This window comes from Rhodococcus sp. BP-261, assembly GCF_019835205.1.
Lineage (GTDB): Bacteria > Actinomycetota > Actinomycetes > Mycobacteriales > Mycobacteriaceae > Rhodococcoides > Rhodococcoides kyotonensis_B.
In genome coordinates this window covers 281,959-301,329 of record NZ_JABUCO010000001.1, presented here as the reverse complement: position 1 = coordinate 301,329, position 19,371 = coordinate 281,959, and the positions used below count along the sequence as shown (strand labels likewise).

The window sequence follows — 19,371 nt, the reverse complement described above, 5'->3', positions numbered from 1 at the left end:
TCGCGAATCGGTGACCGCGATCTGTTCCGATTGACAGCATGCACCCACAGAGAGATGACGACCTCGCCCGTTACGGGTGAGTGTTGCGTGCTCGAGGTCTGCGAGCGGATAGGCGGCCACGTCGCGAATCAAGTGAAGACGGTCCCCAGTGGATTTCGATTTGCGGGCTACCGCGGCCGGCGTCGAACAGGCCGGATCGGTGTCACCGGATCGGATGGGTGGTGGTCTTTCTTGGCCCGGTAGAGCGCGTCGTCCGCGCTCGACAGCAATTCCTCGACTGCGCATCCGGCGTGGTTCTGTGCGATACCGATGGAGATGGAGACGCCGATCTCGCCGCTGGCGGTGAAAATCGGCGCCGCTGAGGACCGGTGCATCCGGTCGGCCACATCGGTTGCAGCAGTGGGACTTCCGAGTTCGGTGCGCGGGAACAGGGCGACGACGAATTCGTCGCCACCGATCCGGCCGATCACCATCGAAGAATCGCATTCCGCGGACAGACGTTGCGCGGTCGTACGGAGCACGAGATCGCCGGTGATGTGCCCGTACGTGTCGTTGATGGTTTTGAAGTCGTCGACGTCGATGAACAACAACGCATCCGGGACCGATAGCTCGTCGGAGATTCGGGCGATCCGCTCGAACAGGGCGGCCCTATTCAGGACACCGGTGAGGTCGTCGAGCCGGGATCGGATGAGTAGTTCTCGATATGCCTCGATCGTGCTCGAATGCGCCCGCGTTTCCTCGGTGACATCGCGATAGCTGATGGCAACGACGTCGTCGACGCAGGTGGCGGTCACTTCCATCGTGGTGCCGGGAAGGTAGATCGACTCGGTGCGCAGTGTCACCTCCCCTTCGGTGCGGAGGACTTCTCGGTGCAGGTAATCGAGATAAGTGTCTCTCAACGCCGGTAGTACGTGGTGAATGTGGTGGCCGAGGACGTGGCTTCGGCGGACGCCCAGATGCTTCTCGCTCTGCGCGTTGATGTAGCGGACGGTCATGTCACGGCCCAGGATGACGAACCCCAGCGTGACGTTGTCGAGAACGTGGGTGAGCAACGCTTCGCGACCCAACTCCGGGTCCAATTCCAGAACGACTCCGGTGAGCACGTCCGGACCGCCCCAGGAGCCGGGTTCGATGGCGACGCTACGCGTGAGGACGTAGCGAATCTCGCCGTTGGGGCGGCGGATGCGGTAGACGCATTCGGCGCCGATGGAGGCCAACGCGTCCCGGTACAGGTCGGCGACGACGTCGTGATCGTCCGGGTGGACGCGCTCGGCCCAGATCTCGAACGGTGGCCGGTCCCCGGTGTCGTCGAACAGCGCGGCGGCCCGGGCATCCCAGGTCATTGTCCGGGTACCGACATGGAATCGGGTGATGCCGATTGTCGGACCGTCGGGGTCGATCTGCGACACACCCGGGGCGGCCGGTGTGGTCTCGTCCATCGCTGTACCTCGTACCCATCACCCCGACCGGTAAGAATCCTCAGTGTGCACGTCGACACCGATTCCGGGGTCGTTACAGGCGTCCTGACCGAAAGATATCCGGCTTGCCCGGCGTTCGGACCGGATCGGACGTCGTGTGTGGGGTCGGCACGTCACATCCACGGCATGTCGGGGTCGAGCGGGTGAGAGATCACGCCGTCGTCGGGCTCGAGGGGATAGCTCGCGGCGTGGACGGGAGTGCTGGCCGGTCCCATGAGGTCGACGCCGCCGGGCTGGGTGAGTGACGTGCCCGGCTCGTACAGTTCGATCTGTTCGGGTACGTCCTCGTCCGGGGCGTCGCATGCCACCATGGGCCAGGCATTCGCGCAACCGATGCGGTCGCGGACGTGCACTGTCTCCGGGGTCTGCGGCGCGCCGGCAAGCGCAGGTGTTGCTGCGGCAGTGGAACTTTGCGCGAATGCGACACCGAACCCGAGGGCGACGCCGATTGCGGTTGCGGCTGCGGTTCGGGTGGTGATCGTGGACATTGCGGGACTCCTGTAATCGGGGTGTGTTTCGGACGAGCTCTACTTTTGCCGGAAAGTCGGTGCCCGATAACACCCCCGAGGGGGACGTTCGTCGACCCGCGTGGGGGCGACGATGTAACCCTGGGTGTGGTTCCACGCCGCACACGTGCGTTCAGGGGCTGTACTCGAACGACACGCAGACGACAGGTGTCGAATCGGCCACGTCGAATCCATGTGCGCGCGCGAAGTATCGACGGTGACTCTCTCGCCACTGCTCGATGTCTGCGTCGCCTTCGCCCTCGGATTGTGCGAACTCCCACGTGACTGCACCGAAGGTGGTCACCACGACTGCAGAGATCGTCAAGTAACCGATACCGCGACCACTGCTGTCGACGAGGACCATGCGTTCGCCGACATGTTCCAGTTCTTCGCCCTCGGCGTCGTACTCGGACCGCAGCCCCGCCGTGCCGCGTTTGAGTCCCTGCCGAATCAGCGACGTGAGCCCGTCGCGACTCGCACCCGGTGTTCCGATCTCCATGACGCGGAGACCGTCGATCCTCGGAAACATCATGCTCCTTGCTCTGCGCGACAGTCGGGCTCGACCGACTGGACCATCGTGCAACAGTAGACGGACGTACGCAGTCATAATCGATGCGTGACTGCCGACCTTCCGAACTTCCGATTCAACCCTCGCGCATACGAACTCGGTTACTTCGTGAACGAATCGGGGAAGTGCGATGCGTGCGGCCGGGAACGCGAACTGAAGTACCGTGGCTCGTTCTACTGCGTCGACGAGGTCGACTACCTGTGCCCGTGGTGCGTCGCCGACGGAACCGCCGCGCGCACGTTCGGAGGTGAGTTCAACGACTGGCTCGGGATCGAGGGGGTTCCGTCGTCGCCCGACGAACCGATCACCATCGACGTCGACGAATCGCGTGAAGTCTCCGAGCGGACACCGTCGTACCCGACGTGGCAGCAGGAGCAATGGAAGTCCCATTGTGGGCGTCCATGCGCGTTCGTGGGCGATGTCGGCGCTGACGACCTTCAGAACTACCTGCACGAACACGATTTCGCCGCTGATGTGAACGGCGGCACCGGCTACGACACGACGGTCGTGCGCTCCTTCCTCGAACGAGAGGGCGACCTGGCGGGGTACCTGTTCCGGTGCCTGTCTTGCGGTGCGCACCGCCTGCACGTCGACGCGAGCTGACCCGCGGTTTGCCTGTCGACCGATCGGGCACCCGAACAACATGACTGCATACACCGGATTCGACACCATGCCCATCGCCGGGACGTGGCGGGCGGGCAGCTACGGCGAGGTCTCCGACGACGTGAACCCCTATTCCGACGAGACCCTGACTTCCCTCCCGCTCGCGAACGCGGACGACGTCGACGACGCGTTTCGCGCTGCTGCTCACGCCCAACGTGACTGGGCTGCCACGCTGCCGACCGAGCGGGCCGAGGTCTTCTTCCGTGCCGCCCAGGTGATGGATGCGCGCAAGGACGAGATCGTCGACTGGCTGATCCGTGAAGCAGGAGGCATCAGGCCGCGGGCGGAGTGGGAATGGCTCGCCGTCCGCGCGGTGATGCTCGAAGCCGCGAGCTATCCGACGCGTTCCGCCGGACGCATTCTGCCCGCCGCGTTGATCGACGGAAAGGAAAACCGGGTCTACCGACAGCCGCTGGGCGTGGTCACCGTCATCAGCCCGTGGAACTTCCCGATGCAGCTGTCGAACCGTTCGGTCGCGCCTGCGCTCGCGCTCGGAAATGCCGTCGTCCTCAAACCCGCCAGCGATACCCCGGTGACCGGTGGGCTTCTCCTGGCCAAGATCCTGGAGGAGGCAGGACTTCCGAGCGGCGTACTGTCGGTCGTCGTCGGAAAGAGCAGCGAGATCGGCGACGCCGTAGCGCAACATCCGACCACTCGACTCGTGTCGTTCACCGGGTCGACGCCGGTGGGCAAGGGGATTGCCGAGTCTGCCCCGCTGACGAAGATGTCTCTCGAACTCGGTGGCAACGGGCCGCTTCTCGTCCTGGGCGACGCGGACCTCGAGGCGGCGGTGGACGCGGCGATCTTCGGTTCCTTCTTTCATCAGGGCCAGGTGTGTATGGCGACGAACCGCATCATCGCGGTCGACAGCGTGCACGACGAGGTCGTGGACCGTCTGACCGATCGAGTGCGCGCGCTGACCGTCGGCGATCCGTCCGACCCGTCGACGCAGATCGGGCCGATCATCAACGATTCGCAGGTCGACTCGATACTGGACAAGATCTCGCGCGCCGAAGCCGATGGTGCGGAAGTGCGCGTGCGCGGCGCACGATCCGGACCGGCCCAGCGGGTACTCGGGCCCCACCTCGTGCTCGGCACGAACGAGGTGGCGACCGCTGCGGAAGAGGTCTTCGGTCCGGTCGCGACCGTCATCCGCGCCCGAGACGAGGAGGACGCCGTCGCACTCGCCAACGACACCGAGTACGGACTGTCCAGCGCGGTCTTCACCCGCGACGTGGACCGAGGGGTGCGCGTCGCGGCCCGGATCGACGCCGGAATGACACACGTCAACGACACCACGATCAACGACGAACCCAACACGGCCTTCGGCGGTGAAAAGAACTCAGGCATAGGCCGATTCGGTGGCGATTGGGCGATCGACGAATTCACCACCGACCACTGGATCGGGGTACAACACTCCCGACGGCAGTACGCGATCTGACGCGGGGTCAGAACTTTTTGCCGGTACGCCAGGCCATCTCCTGCAATGTCCAGGTGTTGTCGTCCGGGTCGGCGAATGCCGCATACTTCACTCCGCCACCGACGTCCTGGATCTCCTCGACGTGGACACCCCGCTCGATCAACTCCGCACGCGTCGACTCGATGTTCTCGACGACGAGGTGCAACCCCTTCGTCGACCCGGGCGGCATGTCGTACGCAGGCAGCCCGGTACCGATGCCGATGGAGCAGGCCGAACCGGGCGGCGTCAGCTGTACGACGCGTATGCCCGGGGCGGGCTGTACATCGACGTCGGCGACGAAGCCCATCTGTTCGGTGTAGAACTCCTTCGCCAGGTCGACGTCTTTCACGGCGATCGGAACCAGTTCGAGCTTCATGTCCATCGTGTCTCCTTCGGAGTCTTCAGGGCCGCGGCACATCAGCTTCCCATCGTTGTCGGCGCTCGTCGTCGGATTGTTCCCACCACGGCGTGCCACGTTCTCCGAGCGCCACTTTCGTGGCCTGCACACCAGCTCTGGATTCGGGTGCGCCGCCAGTACGCTTCACTTCCCGTCGCCACGCCATCAGGATCGATCTGAGTTCAGCGCCTCGGTCTTCGGGAATCGCGGGATCGGTTGCACGCCAACGCCGGCCCTTGACGATGATGTACCGCCCGTCCTCGGTGTGTTCGATCTCCTGGGACATGGGAAGAAGTCAACCACGCCGACCGAGGTCCACGGGTGATGTGTTGCCCCGGGCCGGTGCAGCGTCACGCAGGCACGGCCGCACTCGCGAGTCCGAGACGCTCCGCGATACGCGCGGCGAGGTCGGTTGCTTCGTCGACGGAGCGGGTCGAATAGTGCAGGTCGACGAACGCGCCGTCGACGCCGTCCGCTGCCAACGACTCGACGACCGCGACGAGGCTGTCGATGCTTCGACCTTCAGCGATGTTGACTCGGGTCTCGCGACGCAGCGCATCGGGGTCACGTCCTGCGTCGACGGCAGCCGAACGCGCGATCGACCACAGATAGGCGGCGTATTCCGCGGGCATGTCCGACGAATTCACCCATCCCTGCGCGCGCCGACCGATCCGTCGCATCGACGCCTCCGAGAATCCAGCCAGCAGAACCGGTGGGCCACCCGCCTGTGCGGGCCGAAGATCGACGGCGGACGTCGGAATGTCGAACAACGGACCGTGATGTTCGACGGGATTCTCGGTCCACAACGTATGCAGCACGTCGAGTGTCTCGTCGAACCGCTCGGACTTGCCGGTCCACGGAACACCGACGGCGTGGTACTCGTCGCGCATCCACCCCAGGCCGAGTCCGAGGACCAGGCGACCGTTCGAGATCAGATCCAGGCTCGTCACCGCACGTGCCAGCAGGAGAGGGTTGTGCCACGTCGCGTTCACGGTGCTGGTACCCAGTCGGACGGCGCTCGTCGCAACCGCGGCGGCCGTCAACGTGAGCAACGGATCGAGCGCCGCAGTGAACTCCGGCGGATACGGATGTTCCGGGGTGCCGCCGAGCGGATAGAGGTCCGTCGGTTGCAACGGCGTCAGGACGCGGTCGCCGACCCACAGCGATCGGTAGCCGAGTTTCTCTGCGGTGTAGGCGAACTCGGCGACGCGGGTACCGCCGCTCTGCGATCCGAGCTGGGGTAGGCAGATTCCGATGTCCATCGTGGACCTCTCTCTCGTGTACGAGGTGTCACGAGAAAGAGTGCTCGCCGATGCTTGCCGTCCGGTTGGAGTCGGCTTAATTGCCGGGTGGCTCACACCTCGCGTGGATCCTACGACCCCAGCGCCCGTCGACAGGTTTCGTACCCGACTCAGTAGACGTCGCGCACGTATCGTTTCTCCGCCGCCAGGGCCTTCACGTAGGCATCCGCACTGGCCGGGGCCAATTTCCCGTGCTGCGCGACGATGCCTTTCAACGCGCCGTCGACGTCCTTGGCCATTCTCGACGCGTCGCCGCACACGTAGAAGTTCGCGCCCTGCTGCATCCAGCGCCACAACTCGGCGCCGTGCTCGGCCATGCGGTCCTGCACGTAGATCTTGGAGCTCTGATCGCGGGAGAACGCCAGATCGAGGCGGGTGAGAAAGCCGTCGTCGACCATGGCCGTCAGTTCGTCGCGGTAGTAGAAATCGGTCGCGGCGTGCTGCTCACCGAAGAACAACCAGTTCGGGCCGGTGTGTCCGAGAGCGCGACGCTCGTGGAGAAAAGCACGGAACGGCGCGACGCCCGTGCCGGGGCCGATCATGATCATCGGTGCCGTCGGGTCCTCCGGTGGTTTGAAGTGTGTCGACTTCTGTACAAAGATGCCCACGTCCTCGTCCTCGGCGTGGTCGGCGAGGTACGTCGAGCAGACTCCGCGCCGCGGCACGCCATGCACGTTGTAGCGGACCGTCGACACCGTCAGCTGCACCTCGTCGGGATCGACCTTCGGGCTCGACGAGATCGAATACAGCCGCGGCTGAAGCGGACTCAGCACCTCCAACCACTCGTCGATACCTGCTCGGACGGGCAGGTGGGTGAGTACATCCACCGACTGGCGACCCCAGGTCCAATCGGACAGCGCACTCTTGTTCTCGGGCAACAACAACCGTTCCAGGTCGGCGTCTCTGGTTCGAGAATGCACGAACTTCAGCAGGGCGGGAGTAGCTTTCGCGATTTCGAGGCGGTGACGCAGCGCGGTCCGCAGCGGCATCGAGTCGTGTCCGGCCAGGTCGACGACGGTCTCACCGTCCAATTTCGTCAGATCCAGCCACTCGTCCACCAGGGCGTCGCTGTTGCGGGGCCACACTCCGAGCGCATCACCTGCCTCGTAGCTCACCGTGCCCTCGGGAAGGTGAAATCCGAACTGGCGCACATCTTTCGCGGATCCGGGGGCGCTGATCCGTGTGTTGCGGACCAGTGCGGTCGGCAGTGGTGACTTCTTTCCATAGGTCGCAACGAGTTTCGGTGCGTTGGGCGCGACGGGCACGGCAGAATCGGCGACGGCCCGACTGTCGGACGAGCCCAGCTTCGCCAGGACGCGGTCGAGCCAGACCGAGGCCGCCTCGTCGTAGTCCGGCTCGCAATCGACCCGGCCGACCAGGCGCTCCGCTCCGAGGTCGACGAACCGGCTTTCGAGTCGCCGGGCGTTGCCGCAGAAGTCGTCGTAGTTCGAGTCGCCGAACCCGAGGACGGCGAACCGAATTCCCGACAGGTCGGGCGCGTCGTCGCCGGTCAGCCCGTCCAGGAACGCAGCGCCGTTGTCCGGTGCGTCGCCGTCGCCGGTGGTGCTGCTGACGAGCAGAACGTCACGGTATCGTGTCAGGTCGGACGCTGAAAAATCGTCCATGACATGGCTTTTCACGATGAATCCGGCGGAATCGAGTGCGGCTACGCAGGACGACGCGAACTCTTCGGCATTCCCGGTCTGTGACGCCCACAGCACCAGAACCGGAGCGGTCTCGGAGATCACGCCGGTCTCGGCTACAGCCGAGCCGGGGGAGGAGACGTCGGCCCGAGAGTAGACGCCGGCCAGCAGCCCGCTCAACCACGCGTGCGTCTCCGGCGACAGGGGAGAGGCCGTCGGCAACGTCGGGACTCCGGCCGCCGACCCGTCGGAGCGTAAGCCCGCCAACAACCCTGCGACATACCGTTGTTCGATCAGGGGCAAGGGCAGGTCCGGCCCCGAATGGTCGCCGACAAGCTGTGCGAGGGCATCGATCGGAGACATCGTTCCCCCTGTGTTCTCGGCGGACACTGTGTTCTCGGTGGACACTGCATTCTGGGTGGATGCTGCGTCGTGTGCCTGGTGCCCAGCTACTTTCGTCAGTGTCACCGCGCACACCTTGAACTCCGGCTGCTGCGAGTACGGGTCGACGGCGTCGTTGGTGACGGCGTTGATCGCCAGGTACTCGCCGAACGAGTCGTTCCAATGGAACGGTGCGAAACAGTCGCCCGGGCGGACCCGGTCACTGACGCGCGCAGGCAACACGGCCCGGCCACGACGCGACGCGACCTCGATGCGGTCGCCAGTCACGCACTTGATCCTTTCCGCGTCGAGTGGATGAATTTCGACGAACGGCTCGGGGTTCAGCTTGGTGAGCTTCGCGACCTTGCCCGTCTTCGTCATCGTGTGCCACTGATGTTGCAGCCGACCGGTGTTCAGCAGGAACGGGTAGTCGTCGTCGGGCATCTCGGCGGGTGTCATCGACGGACGCGCGAAGAACTGCGCGCGCCCGGTCGGCGTCGGGAAGGATAAGCGGGGCACGCTGCCGTCCTCGAGGGTCCGCAGCGTCTGGCTGACGCCATCGTTCAGATAGCGGATGGGGTGGCGGTCGCGGTCGTCGTCGGGCGGGCACGGCCACTGCAGCGGCGTCCGCGCGAGACGTTCGTAGGTCACGCCCCGAATGTCGTACCCGGTCTTGGGATTCGAGAAGCGTTTGATTTCTTCGAACACGTCCTCGGCGCTCGCGTAGTCGAACGCTTCGGCGTATCCGAGTTCCGACGCCATCATCGCGATGATCTTCCAGTCGGGCATCGCCTGTCCCGGCGCATCCGTTGCCTTGCGGAAGAGCGTCATGTTCCGTTCGGAGTTGATCATCACGCCGTCGGACTCGGTCCACAACGCTGCAGGCAGAACCACGTCGGCGTATCCGCCGGTTTCGGTGTCGTCGAATGCATCCTGCGTCACGACGAGTTCCGCACGTTCGAGGCCGGCGATGACGGTTTTGCGATTCGCCACGGACGCAACGGGATTGGTGCAGATGATCCAGCATGCCTTGATGTCGCCGTCGGCCATCTTGGCGAACATGTCGACGGTGCCGCCACCGACGTCGGTGCGCAGCGTGCCCGGCGGGAGGTTCCACTGTTCCTCGGTGAAGGCGCGGTCGTCGTCGACGAGGACGCTGCGCTGGCCGGGAAGTCCGGGGCCCATGTAGCCCATCTCGCGGCCACCCATGGCATTCGGCTGGCCGGTGAGCGAGAACGGTCCGCTGCCCGTCCGGCAGATCGCGCCGGTCGCAAGATGCAGGTTGATCAGTGCGTTCGTGTTCCACGTGCCGTGGGTGGACTGGTTCAGGCCCATCGTCCAGCAGCTCATCCAGTTGCCGGCCTCGCCGATCCATCGTGCGGCGGTCCGCAGATCGTCTTCGGCGATTCCTGTCCTGGCACTGACCGCAGCCGGCGTGTAGTCGGCGAGGAAGTCCTCCATGCCGTCCCAGCCGTCGGTGAACTCCGCGATGAATTCCGGATCGGTGTGTCCTCCGGCGACGAGGAGATGCAGCAGACCGTTGAGCAGGTCGAGGTCGGTGCCAGGCGCGATCGGCAGATGCAGGTGAGCTTTGTCGGCGGTCGCGTTGCGACGCGGGTCGACGACGATCAGTTTGGCGCCTTGCTTGACGCGATCCATCATGCGCAGGAACAGGATGGGATGGCAGTCGGCCATGTTCGCACCGGAGACGAAGAAGACGTCCGCGTGGTCGAAATCCTCGTACGACCCGGGCGGCCCGTCGGACCCCAGCGACCGTTTGTAGCCGGTCCCTGCACTGGCCATGCAGAGCCGCGAATTGGACTCGATCTGGTTGGTGCCGATGAAGCCTTTGGTCAGCTTGTTCGTCAGATACTGAGCCTCGATGGACATCTGTCCGGATACATACATCGCGAACGAGTCGGGTCCGTGGTCGTCGATCAGCGCACGCAGCTTCTGTGCCGTCTTCTTGATGGTGTCGACGACGTCGGCGTCGACGGGGTCGTCGCCGCGGTCGAGTCGCACGCGCGCTGTGGTGAGGCGTCCCGGGGCTGCCAGCATGTCCGCGGTGGTCGAGCCCTTGGTGCACAGGCGTCCGAAATTCGCGGGATGTGACGTATCGCCGACCGACTTGTCGATCACGCGGAGCTCGGAATCGGAGGGTCGACCGATCTGCAGGGTGATTCCGCATCCCACGCCGCAATACGCGCACACTGTCTTCACCGTGTCCACGCCGGGCTCGACCACTCCGGTTGCCACGCCTGTCTCCGTCACGCCCTCCACGATGCAAATCCGACGATTCGCATCCATGACACGACCGTTAGCCGCGCGTGACGTTGTCCTCACCGTCGGTGGCCGGCGCCGGTGATATTTGCGCCTCCGGCCGAATCCTTGTTGTGGACGCACGGCAGAACTCGCCCCCAAGGATGGGATGAATCGGACAAAAGGCAGGTCAGAGGCGTGCAGCCGTTTGACGTGGTGAGAGTACTCGTGCGAGAGTAGTCGCGTGTCTTCCATCCGGCTGTTCATACTCGGCTCGCTCGCGCAGCGTGGCGAGATGCATGGGCACCAGCTGAGGTTGCTCGCCGAGGAAGAGCACGTACACCTCTGGACCGACATTTCCGTGGGTGGCCTCTACGGCGCGCTCAAGCGACTGCACGCCGAAGGGCTCATCGCGGATATCCGAACCGAGCAGGCGGGAAACTTCCCAGCCCGCGTCGTCTACGGAATCACCGACACCGGGCGCTCCGCACTCGAGCAGTTGCGCAGCGATGCCCTGAGTCACTTCGCGCTTCGTCCCGATCCATTCGATCTGGGGCTGACCAGGCTGGATCCCGCTCGTCTCGACGTTCTACCCGACGTGATCGCCGCGCGGGTGGCGCTGCTGAAGCAACATCTGGTCGACGCCGAAACCGCGAACGCAGGAGCGCAGCCTTATCTGTCCGTCGCGGAGAAATTCGCCCTTGCCCACCGCGAGGCACGCTTACGTGCCGAGATCGACTGGCACGAGAACCTCGTCGCGGCGCTTCCCGACATCGTCGCCGACGAACGAACCCGAGAAATTCCACCCCTACCGAACACCAAGGACGGCTGTACGACATGACCGAAACCAACTCTCGCGCTTCGGCGCCTTCGGTGGAAGTCCCACGCCGGGCATGGCAGGCGCTCATAGTCCTGCTGCTCGGAATGTTCATGGCGCTGCTCGACACGACGATCGTCAACGTTGCCCTGCCGACGATCGAAACCAGCCTCGACGCGTCGGAAGCGACGTTGTCGTGGATCATCTCCGGCTACGCACTCGCATTCGGATTGGCGCTCATTCCGGCGGGCAAGGTCGGTGACCGAATCGGCCACAAGTGGGTGTTCTTCACCGGGCTCGCACTGTTCACCCTTGCAAGCCTCGCGTGTGGTCTCGCGCAGAACGACATCCAGTTGGTGCTCGCCCGCGTCGTCCAGGGACTCGCAGGCGGCATCTTCGTGCCCGCGGTCACCGCGTTCATCCAGCTCCTGTTCCCGGGGCCGGTGCGCGGCAAGGCGTTCGCGATCATGGGCGCGGTCATCGGTGTATCCACCGCACTCGGCCCCATCGTGGGTGGTCTCATCATCGAGGCGTTCGGCGAGGCCGACGGCTGGCGCGGCGTGTTCTTCGTCAACCTTCCGATCGGAGTCGTCGCGCTGATCGCTGCGGCCCTTCTGCTTCCGCAGCGTGTGGACTCGGGTCAGCCGCGGCAGTCCGGCATCGACTGGGTCGGTCTGGCGCTCATCACCGCAGGTCTCGTCGCACTGCTCGTCCCGCTGATCGAGGGACAGGATCAGGGGTGGCCGACCTGGACGTACGTCTCGCTCGTCGGGGGCGTAGTGCTCATCGCGGTGTTCGGCGCGTGGGAAGTGTCCTACACCAAGCGTGGTCTGAACCCGTTGGTTCCGCCGAAGCTGTTCACGCACCCCGCCTTCACCGGTGGCACGATCCTGGCACTCGTCTACTTCGCCGCATTCACCAGCATCTTCTTCACGCTGTCGCTGCTGTGGCAGACCGGGCTCGGCAACTCCGCCCTGGCATCGGGCATCGTGACGGTCCCGTTCGCGATCGGCAGCATCATCGCGTCGTCGCAGAGCAACAAGCTCACGCAGCGTCTCGGGCGCGGGGTGCTGCTGCTCGGGACGTCGTTCGTCGCGGTCGCCTTGATCTGGCTGTGGATCCTGCTCGCCACCGTGAACGCCGCGGATCTGAGCGGGTGGATGCTGTTGCCGCCGTTGCTGATCGGCGGACTGGGCAACGGGGCCTTCATCGCGCCCAACGCGCAGTTCATCGTCGCGACGGTCGATCCGCAGGATGCGGGCGCGGGAAGCGGCGTCATCCAGACGATGCAGCGGGTCGGCAGTGCCGCGGGTATCGCGGTGATCGGCAGCGTTCTGTTCGGGTCGTTGCACATCACCGGACCCGACACCGTCGCCAGCGGCTTCATGCACGCCGCGGCGGTGGCGATGGGCGTCAGCGCGGCGTTCGGAGTGCTGGCACTGCTCCTGGTCTTCGCGCTGCCCAAGCGTGTCGATTCGCGACGGGCTCCTGCACGCGGATAGAAGCTGTCAGGCGTCGAGATCGCGCGTGTGAGCCGCCACCACGGATTGGGCGAGCGCCGCGATCTTGACGTTCATGTCCTGCGACGTCTTACGTAGCATCTCGAACGCCTGGTCGTCGGTCACGTTGTGCGTTGCCATCAGCAGACCGATCGCCTTGCCGATTTCGCGGTTGCTCTCGAGACCCACACGCAGGGTGTCCGCTTCTTCGCCGTTCATGATGGCGGAGACGGTGACGGCCGCGAACGCCGTCAGGACGATGGCGTCGTCGGCCACGGTGCTGTCGAACCGATTCGGTGTGTCGGAGAACAGATTCAGCGCACCGACCTTCTTGTTGTCCAGCATCAACCGGAAGCCCATCGCGCCGCGAACCGGTGTGCGAGTGACGACGCCGCGGCCCAACGCCGGCCAGGCAGACGGCGCCAGGAAGTCCGGTTCGATCTGAGCGGTCTCGCTGGAGAGTGCGTCGAGGCACGGGCCCTCGCCGGTCGCGCGCTCGATGTCGTCGATTGTGCGTGCGATGTGGTCGGACGCGGCGACCGTCACCGGCGTACCGCGTCGAACGAGCATCAGGCTTGCGTGGTCGCATCCGGGAACGAGGAGCGTGGCCGCAACGCAGATAGCCGTATAGATTTCGTCGGCGTTCGTCCCGCGATAGACGATGTCGGCCAAAGCGCTGAACACCGTACGAGGATCCGCAGGGGAACTCTCGTTCGACATCGTGTCCTCCCTGAACACTCCAGGTCGACCACGCGCGTCGCGGGGTCGTACCTCGCGGCAACGATACCCAACGGTAGCCGGACGGCTGAAATCCTGGCCTGGTCAGGCACATGCCGGCGCAGGTGCATCCTCCGCGAACGGCTTACCCGGCGGTTCGATGTACGCGGCGTACAGCACGACCGGCACGTCGCCCAGATTGATGCCCTCGTGCACGTGATCGCCGCCCACCTCCTCGGCGATGGTCTGTCCGGCTGGTGTGGTCACGCGCGAACAGTCGTGCAGGGTGCGCGTCAGGACCCCGGTGTCGACGTATGCGTAGACCGGGCCGTCGTGGAAATGCCACCCGGTGGTGCCGCCGGGAGCGATGGTGATCTTCCTGACCGTGACGTCGGTGCCTGCGATCTCTGCGCTGCCGGGCAGGAGCGGGAACGAGACGTGGGCGAGAGTGTCGGCGGTGACGCCCGACGGCGGCGTGGCGCCCGCGACGGCGGGGGAGAAAGCTGCCACTGCCAGGCAGGAGACGACGACGACCGGGCGGAAGTACTTCGGCATGGGTCCCACTCTCATCCGGGGTTCAGCCCATTCAGAGTAGGGCCGTGTCCACTCGTCCGGGTGGGTAACGGCGATCACCGGTCCTCGATCAGTACCCTGCAGTCGTGGGAGAGACTCCGGAAGCACAGGGCTTCGATGCACAGGGTTTCGACAAGCACGTGTTCGAGTACGGCGTCGACGGGCCGAAGGTCATTCTCGCCGGCATCGACGGCTCCGACTCGGCCTGGCGGGCTGCTGCCTACGCGGCCGGGCTCGCCAGACGCCAGGGTTCGCTGCTCGTGCTCGTCTACGTGCAACCGATCGCGACCGCGGCGTGGGGTCAGGCTGGGATCTCGCTCGTCGAGACCGGAGAGCAGATCGCAGCCGAGCTGCTGGCCTACATCGAGAAGGAAGCCAAGCACGTCGACTCGATCCGTTGGGAATTCCGTACGGCACAGGGAGATCCGTTCAACGGGCTCGTCGCCGTCGCGGACGAACTGCGCGCCGACGCCATCGTCGTCGGCGCATCCGAGCGAGCGGGGCACAGAATGTTCGGGTCCGTCGCGGTGCGCCTGGTCAAAGCCGGACGCTGGCCGGTGACGGTGGTTCCCTGACCGACGTCGGGCGAGGAAAATGTGGGGCGGGCGGGGCTCGAACCCGCGACCAATGGATTATGAGTCCACGGCTCTAACCGACTGAGCTACCGCCCCATCTCGCACAGCGAGCGGTCAGAATGCTACTGGATCACGTCCGCGAGATCGTCACTGGGACGCCGTTGAGGATCGCGTTCGCGGACACCGCGTCGACCTGCTGGGAGTCGGTGACGTCGTTGGCGCTCGCGCCGACCACGGTCGTCGCCACGGACAACGCGACGCCGTCGCGCTGGTGGCCGAAACCGTGCGGCATGCTGACCACGCCCGGCATCATCCGGTCGCTGGCGTGCACTTCGATGCGAACCGTCCCGGCTGCCGAAGTCACCGACACGACGGAACCGTCGTCGATTCCGCGAGCGGCGAGATCGTCGGGATGTGCCCACAGGTGGTGTCTCGGCCGACCCTTCGTCAAGCGGGGTGCGTTGTGCATCCACGAGTTGTTGCTGCGCAGATGTCGTCGACCGATCATCAGCAGTTCCTCACCCGTGGTGACGGGTGCGTGGTGCAGGACGTCGTGCAGTGCCGGGAGCTCGGCGACGACGACGTCGTGTATCAAGTGAATCCGTCTGTTCCGGGTGTGCAGTTTCGCGGGCAGGCCAGGTTCGAGCGGTCCGAGATCGATCCCGTGGGGCGACGCCGTCAGTGTGGACACCGACAAGCCTCTGCGTGCCGTTCGCAGCAGCAGGTCGACGGTACGGCGCGGTGAAAGTCGCAAGCGTGCTTCGGTTTTCAGTGACTTCGGGGTCAGGCGTCGGCGCACGCGGTCCGTACGAGAGCGCGACAGCGCGGACTGATACCGCACTGCGAGGTCACGGTAGATTTCCCACTCGGCCTTCGCGCCGGGCTTCTTCGTCACGACGGCAGGGGAGAATTTGGCGGTGTTGCGCACGCCGAACGCCTGGAATATCAGGTCGTAATGATCTCGTTCGAGCGACATCGTCGGCGGCAGGATGACATTCGCGTGTCGTGAGGTCTCGTTGATGTAGAAGTCGAACGAGACCATGAAATCGAGATGGGCGAACGCGTCGTCGAGCTTACGGCCGCCGGGCACCGACAGCACCGGGTTGCCCGACAGGACGGCCATGGCACGAATCTGCCCGCCGCCGGGGGTCGTCATTTCGTCGACCAACGTCGAGGCGGGGAATTCGCCCGCGAATTCGGGGAGATCGCGAACTCGACTGCGCCACTTGTCGAAATGGCCTCGGCCGACGATCGATCTGCCGACCAGGTCGATCGCAGGGTCGGTCATCAATGCGCCGCCGATCCGATCCAGATTTCCGGTCAGGATGTTGAGCACCTGGATGGCCCACTGGCAGACGGTGCCGAAGCGTTGTGTCGAGACGCCCATTCTTCCGTACGCGACGGCGGCTTCCGCGGATGCGAAACGTGTTGCGAGCGAGACGATGTCCTCCGGTGACATCCCGACGGCGGGAGCAACCGCTTCCGGTGTGAAGTCGGCGGCGATCCGAGCGACCTGGTCGACGCCGTCGACGTACTCGGCGACGCGCGTCCTGCCGGACTCGACGACGACATGGATCAACGCCATCAGCAGCAGGGCGTCGGTTCCAGGGCGGACGAAGTGGTGTTCGTCGGCGACGTCGGCGGTTTCGGTCCGGCGCGGATCGACGACGACGAGCGTTCCGCCCCGTGCCTTCAATGCTCGGACGCGATTGGCGAAGTCCGGCACGGTCATCATTGAGCCGTTCGACGCCATCGGATTGCCGCCGAGGACGAGGAAGAAGTCGGTGCGGTCGATGTCGGGGATCGGCAGGGCAAGTTGGTGGCCGTAGAGCAGGTGGTTCACCAGCTGGTGTGGCAGCTGATCGAGAGACGTCGCCGAGTACCGGTTCCTGGTGCGCAGCATCGACGTGAACGGAATGCCGTGCGTCATCGATCCCAGACTGTGCACGCTCGGATTTCCCTGGTAGATGCCGACGGCGCTCGGCCCGTACCGCTCACGCGTCGACACGAGGCCGTCGACGACGAGGTCGTAAGCGACGTCCCAGTCGATTTCCTCCCAGCCGTCGCCGACGCGTCGCACCGGTTTGATCAACCGATCTGGGTCCTCGTGCAGGTCGATCAGCGACAGGGCCTTCGGGCATATGTGTCCGCGCGACAGTGGATCGTCCTTGTCGCCGCGAATCGACGTGACGGTGTTGTCCTCGACCGTGAACTCGAGTCCGCAGACGGCTTCGCACAGGTTGCAGGATCCGTACTTCTTAGTCATCGACCACCCCTTCGTCTGCCGAGAGCCTAGCGCTGCCGCGTTCGGGCGAACGAGAACGAACCTAGAACGTGTTCCAATTCTGGCGGTGTCTGCGTTATCGTCGGACGTGAAACCGGCCCGGCGGGCGGGTCGATTCGGCGGGCGAAAGGCGAGTGGGTCATGAAAACCAAGGGCGCTGTGCTGTGGGGTTTGAACGAGCCGTGGTCCGTCGAGGAGATCGAGATCGGTGACCCGGTGGCGGGCGAGGTCCAGATCCGGATGGAAGCGGCCGGTATGTGTCATTCGGACCACCACATCGTCACCGGTGCGACGCCGATGCCGTCGTTCCCTGTCATGGGTGGGCACGAGGGGGCGGGCGTCGTGACCAAGGTGGGGCCGGAGGTGAAGACTCTGCAGGAGGGCGATCACGTCGTCCTGTCGTTCATTCCGTCGTGCGGTCACTGTCCGGCGTGCGCGAACGGGCATCAGAATCTGTGCGACCTCGGCATGGGCTTGCTCAGCGGAATGGCCATCAGCGACGGCACATTTCGCATCCAGGCGCGGGGCCGGAACGTCATCGCGATGTGTCTGCTCGGAACGTTCTCTCCGTACATGACGGTGCACGAGACGTCGGCGATCAAGATCGACGACGACATACCGTTCGACGTCGCCTCACTCGTCGGTTGTGGCGTGCCGACGGGGTGGGGCTCGGCCGTCAACGTCGCGAAGGTCGCACCGGGTGACACCGTCGTCGTCATCGGCGTCGGGGGAGTGGGCATCAGTGCGTTGCAGGGTGCCGTGCGATCGGGTGCGTCGAAGGTCGTTGCCGTGGATCCTGTTCCGTTCAAACGGGATCAAGCCCTCAAGTTCGGTGCCACCCACGTATTCCCCAGCGCCGCAGAGGCATTGATGCCGCTGATGGAACTGACAGAGGGTCGGATGGCGGAGAAGACGATCATCACCGTCGGCGAGATCAAGGGTGAGGACATCGAAGCCGCGCTGCTTCTCACGGCCAAGGCGGGCCGGTGCGTCGTCACCGGAATGGGTCGGATGGAGGACATGGACGTCAAGCTGAACTTGTTCCTGTTCACGATGCTGCAGAAGGACCTTCAGGGCGCCATTTTCGGCGGCGGAAATCCGCGACACGACATTCCGCGGCTGCTGTCGATGTACAAGAGCGGACAACTCGACCTCGACGGGATGATCACCAACACATACACCCTCGACACCATCAACACTGGCTACCAGGACATGCTCGACGGCAAGAACATCCGCGGGGTCATCGAATACACCGACGCGGATCGGTAGGCAGGCCCTCTGGGCCGCATCGATGGCCCGTGGCATCCGATAGACGGCTTTCGTGTGACATCGATGCCGTGACAGGGAACGACCCCCATTAAGGCCGGGAGTGGAGCCTGCAGGAACGACCCCCGATAGGGTTGTCGCCGTGCACAGTCTGGATTTGATTGCCGGTTGGCCCGTCGACAATGCTGCAGCCCGGGTGGTCTCGGTTGCGGGTGTCACCGACGAGTACGGCGACGTCGAGCGCGTCTTCGAACTCGCGTCGGTGACGAAGCTTCTGGTTGCGTACGCGGCGCTCGTCGCGATCGAGGAAGAGGCCGTCGAACTCGATCAACCTGCAGGTCCTGAGGGGTCGACGGTTCGGCATCTGCTGGCGCACACGTCGGGTCTCGCGTTCGGCGAGCAGAAGGTGCAGGCCGCACCGGGGGCCAAACGCATCTATTCGAGTGCAGGCTTCGAGGTGCTCGCCGACAAGATCGCGGCGGAGTCCGGTATCCCGTTCGAGACCTATCTCGACGAGGCGGTGTTCCAACCGCTCGGGATGACAAATTCGACGCTGACAGGCTCGGCTGGGCATGGCGCGCAGTCGACGGTCCGTGACCTGTCGGCGTTCGCGGCCGAACTTCTCGCTCCGCAGCTCGTCTCTCCCGACATGCTCGGGCGAGCGCGCACGGTGCAGTTCGACGGGCTGTCCGGCATTCTGCCGGGCTACGGGATGCAGAAGCCCAACGACTGGGGTCTCGGCTTCGAGTTGCGCGACTCCAAGAGCCCTCATTGGACCGGTGCGAACAATTCTCCGCGGACCTTCGGTCACTTCGGCCAGTCGGGGACATTCCTGTGGGTGGACCCTGACGCGAATCTTGCCACCGTGGTGCTCACCGATCTGGCGTTCGGAGAGTGGGCGAAGCCGCTGTGGCCCGAGCTGTCGGACGAAATTCTGCACAACAACCGCAGGTGACACGCATGAATTCACGAATGCACTAGCGCA

17 protein-coding genes and 1 tRNA gene are annotated in these 19,371 nt (G+C 64.9%); 7 read left to right on the top strand and 11 right to left on the bottom strand.

Annotation, left to right across the window (positions count from 1 at the left end; genetic code table 11):
- Positions 1-167 precede the first annotated feature (167 nt).
- The 3 genes from HQ354_RS01385 to HQ354_RS01375 form a co-directional block, all read right to left on the bottom strand.
- Entirely contained in the window at positions 168-1,439 is a 1,272-nt protein-coding gene (locus HQ354_RS01385; protein ID WP_222634030.1) for a diguanylate cyclase, read from the bottom strand.
- A 152-nt stretch (positions 1,440-1,591) separates the two neighbouring features.
- Positions 1,592-1,966 (bottom strand): hypothetical protein, encoded by a 375-nt coding sequence (locus HQ354_RS01380; RefSeq protein ID WP_222634029.1) that lies wholly within the window; start codon positions 1,964-1,966, stop codon positions 1,592-1,594.
- Between the two features lie 151 nt (positions 1,967-2,117).
- Positions 2,118-2,516, bottom strand: a complete 399-nt coding sequence (locus HQ354_RS01375; RefSeq protein WP_206031308.1) for an ASCH domain-containing protein — start codon at positions 2,514-2,516, stop codon at positions 2,118-2,120.
- Positions 2,517-2,600: 84 nt separating this feature from the next.
- On the opposite strand from HQ354_RS01375, the gene HQ354_RS01370 reads away from it, so the two are divergent.
- Together HQ354_RS01370 and HQ354_RS01365 are read left to right on the top strand one after the other, a co-directional pair.
- Complete coding sequence (locus HQ354_RS01370) at positions 2,601-3,155, top strand: CbrC family protein (RefSeq protein WP_068420475.1); 555 nt, start codon at positions 2,601-2,603, stop codon at positions 3,153-3,155.
- A gap of 40 nt (positions 3,156-3,195) precedes the next feature.
- Positions 3,196-4,656 (top strand): aldehyde dehydrogenase family protein, encoded by a 1,461-nt coding sequence (locus tag HQ354_RS01365; protein ID WP_167678992.1) that lies wholly within the window; start codon positions 3,196-3,198, stop codon positions 4,654-4,656.
- A gap of 7 nt (positions 4,657-4,663) precedes the next feature.
- On the opposite strand, the gene HQ354_RS01360 is transcribed toward HQ354_RS01365, so the two are convergent.
- The 4 genes from HQ354_RS01360 to HQ354_RS01345 form a co-directional block, all read right to left on the bottom strand.
- Positions 4,664-5,056, bottom strand: a complete 393-nt coding sequence (locus tag HQ354_RS01360; protein ID WP_068420479.1) for a VOC family protein — start codon at positions 5,054-5,056, stop codon at positions 4,664-4,666.
- 19 nt (positions 5,057-5,075) lie between these two features.
- Complete coding sequence (locus tag HQ354_RS01355; protein WP_167678996.1) at positions 5,076-5,357, bottom strand: hypothetical protein; 282 nt, start codon at positions 5,355-5,357, stop codon at positions 5,076-5,078.
- 64 nt (positions 5,358-5,421) lie between these two features.
- Positions 5,422-6,333, bottom strand: coding sequence for a TIGR03619 family F420-dependent LLM class oxidoreductase (locus HQ354_RS01350; RefSeq protein WP_167678998.1), 912 nt, complete (start codon positions 6,331-6,333; stop codon positions 5,422-5,424).
- A gap of 149 nt (positions 6,334-6,482) precedes the next feature.
- Positions 6,483-10,667, bottom strand: coding sequence for a molybdopterin-dependent oxidoreductase (locus HQ354_RS01345; protein WP_374107367.1), 4,185 nt, complete (start codon positions 10,665-10,667; stop codon positions 6,483-6,485).
- 232 nt (positions 10,668-10,899) lie between these two features.
- Between HQ354_RS01345 and HQ354_RS01340 the strand changes: the two genes are divergently transcribed.
- Together HQ354_RS01340 and HQ354_RS01335 are read left to right on the top strand one after the other, a co-directional pair.
- The gene (locus HQ354_RS01340; RefSeq protein ID WP_308115259.1) at positions 10,900-11,496 is read left to right on the top strand and encodes a PadR family transcriptional regulator; all 597 of its coding nucleotides are present in this window, start codon (positions 10,900-10,902) and stop codon (positions 11,494-11,496) included.
- On the top strand, positions 11,493-12,974 hold the full coding sequence (locus HQ354_RS01335; RefSeq protein WP_222634027.1) for an MFS transporter: 1,482 nt from the start codon (positions 11,493-11,495) through the stop codon (positions 12,972-12,974). The genes HQ354_RS01340 and HQ354_RS01335 overlap by 4 nt, the downstream gene beginning before the upstream one ends.
- 6 nt (positions 12,975-12,980) lie before the next feature.
- Here the strand turns inward: HQ354_RS01335 and HQ354_RS01330 are convergent, their stop codons facing one another.
- Positions 12,981-13,691 carry a GAF and ANTAR domain-containing protein gene (locus tag HQ354_RS01330; protein WP_222634026.1) on the bottom strand — a complete coding sequence of 237 codons (711 nt, stop codon included), beginning with the start codon at positions 13,689-13,691 and terminating at the stop codon, positions 12,981-12,983.
- Positions 13,692-13,793: 102 nt separating this feature from the next.
- The gene (locus HQ354_RS01325; RefSeq protein ID WP_222634025.1) at positions 13,794-14,243 is read right to left on the bottom strand and encodes a cupin domain-containing protein; all 450 of its coding nucleotides are present in this window, start codon (positions 14,241-14,243) and stop codon (positions 13,794-13,796) included.
- Positions 14,244-14,347: 104 nt separating this feature from the next.
- Between HQ354_RS01325 and HQ354_RS01320 the strand changes: the two genes are divergently transcribed.
- Positions 14,348-14,836, top strand: a complete 489-nt coding sequence (locus tag HQ354_RS01320; RefSeq protein WP_068420488.1) for a universal stress protein — start codon at positions 14,348-14,350, stop codon at positions 14,834-14,836.
- Between the two features lie 22 nt (positions 14,837-14,858).
- Here HQ354_RS01320 and HQ354_RS01315 read toward each other — a convergent pair.
- Positions 14,859-14,932, bottom strand: a tRNA-Ile gene (locus HQ354_RS01315).
- Between the two features lie 34 nt (positions 14,933-14,966).
- Positions 14,967-17,102, bottom strand: coding sequence for a molybdopterin-dependent oxidoreductase (locus HQ354_RS01310; protein ID WP_068420490.1), 2,136 nt, complete (start codon positions 17,100-17,102; stop codon positions 14,967-14,969).
- A gap of 159 nt (positions 17,103-17,261) precedes the next feature.
- Between HQ354_RS01310 and HQ354_RS01305 the strand changes: the two genes are divergently transcribed.
- Together HQ354_RS01305 and HQ354_RS01300 are read left to right on the top strand one after the other, a co-directional pair.
- Positions 17,262-18,389 carry an NDMA-dependent alcohol dehydrogenase gene (locus HQ354_RS01305; protein WP_222634024.1) on the top strand — a complete coding sequence of 376 codons (1,128 nt, stop codon included), beginning with the start codon at positions 17,262-17,264 and terminating at the stop codon, positions 18,387-18,389.
- A 139-nt stretch (positions 18,390-18,528) separates the two neighbouring features.
- Positions 18,529-19,341, top strand: a complete 813-nt coding sequence (locus HQ354_RS01300; protein ID WP_167678248.1) for a serine hydrolase — start codon at positions 18,529-18,531, stop codon at positions 19,339-19,341.
- Positions 19,342-19,371 lie beyond the last annotated feature (30 nt).

Bases quoted from the DNA above. Each gene is read 5' to 3' on its own strand.
- HQ354_RS01385 (WP_222634030.1), bottom strand. From the start codon at position 1,439: ATGGACGAGACCACACCGGCCGCCCCGGGTGTGTCGCAGATCGACCCC.
- HQ354_RS01380 (WP_222634029.1), bottom strand. From the start codon at position 1,966: ATGTCCACGATCACCACCCGAACCGCAGCCGCAACCGCAATCGGCGTC.
- HQ354_RS01375 (WP_206031308.1), bottom strand. From the start codon at position 2,516: ATGATGTTTCCGAGGATCGACGGTCTCCGCGTCATGGAGATCGGAACA.
- HQ354_RS01365 (WP_167678992.1), top strand. From the start codon at position 3,196: ATGACTGCATACACCGGATTCGACACCATGCCCATCGCCGGGACGTGG.
- HQ354_RS01360 (WP_068420479.1), bottom strand. From the start codon at position 5,056: ATGGACATGAAGCTCGAACTGGTTCCGATCGCCGTGAAAGACGTCGAC.
- HQ354_RS01355 (WP_167678996.1), bottom strand. From the start codon at position 5,357: ATGTCCCAGGAGATCGAACACACCGAGGACGGGCGGTACATCATCGTC.
- HQ354_RS01350 (WP_167678998.1), bottom strand. From the start codon at position 6,333: ATGGACATCGGAATCTGCCTACCCCAGCTCGGATCGCAGAGCGGCGGT.
- HQ354_RS01335 (WP_222634027.1), top strand. From the start codon at position 11,493: ATGACCGAAACCAACTCTCGCGCTTCGGCGCCTTCGGTGGAAGTCCCA.
- HQ354_RS01330 (WP_222634026.1), bottom strand. From the start codon at position 13,691: ATGTCGAACGAGAGTTCCCCTGCGGATCCTCGTACGGTGTTCAGCGCT.
- HQ354_RS01325 (WP_222634025.1), bottom strand. From the start codon at position 14,243: ATGCCGAAGTACTTCCGCCCGGTCGTCGTCGTCTCCTGCCTGGCAGTG.
- HQ354_RS01310 (WP_068420490.1), bottom strand. From the start codon at position 17,102: ATGACTAAGAAGTACGGATCCTGCAACCTGTGCGAAGCCGTCTGCGGA.
- HQ354_RS01305 (WP_222634024.1), top strand. From the start codon at position 17,262: ATGAAAACCAAGGGCGCTGTGCTGTGGGGTTTGAACGAGCCGTGGTCC.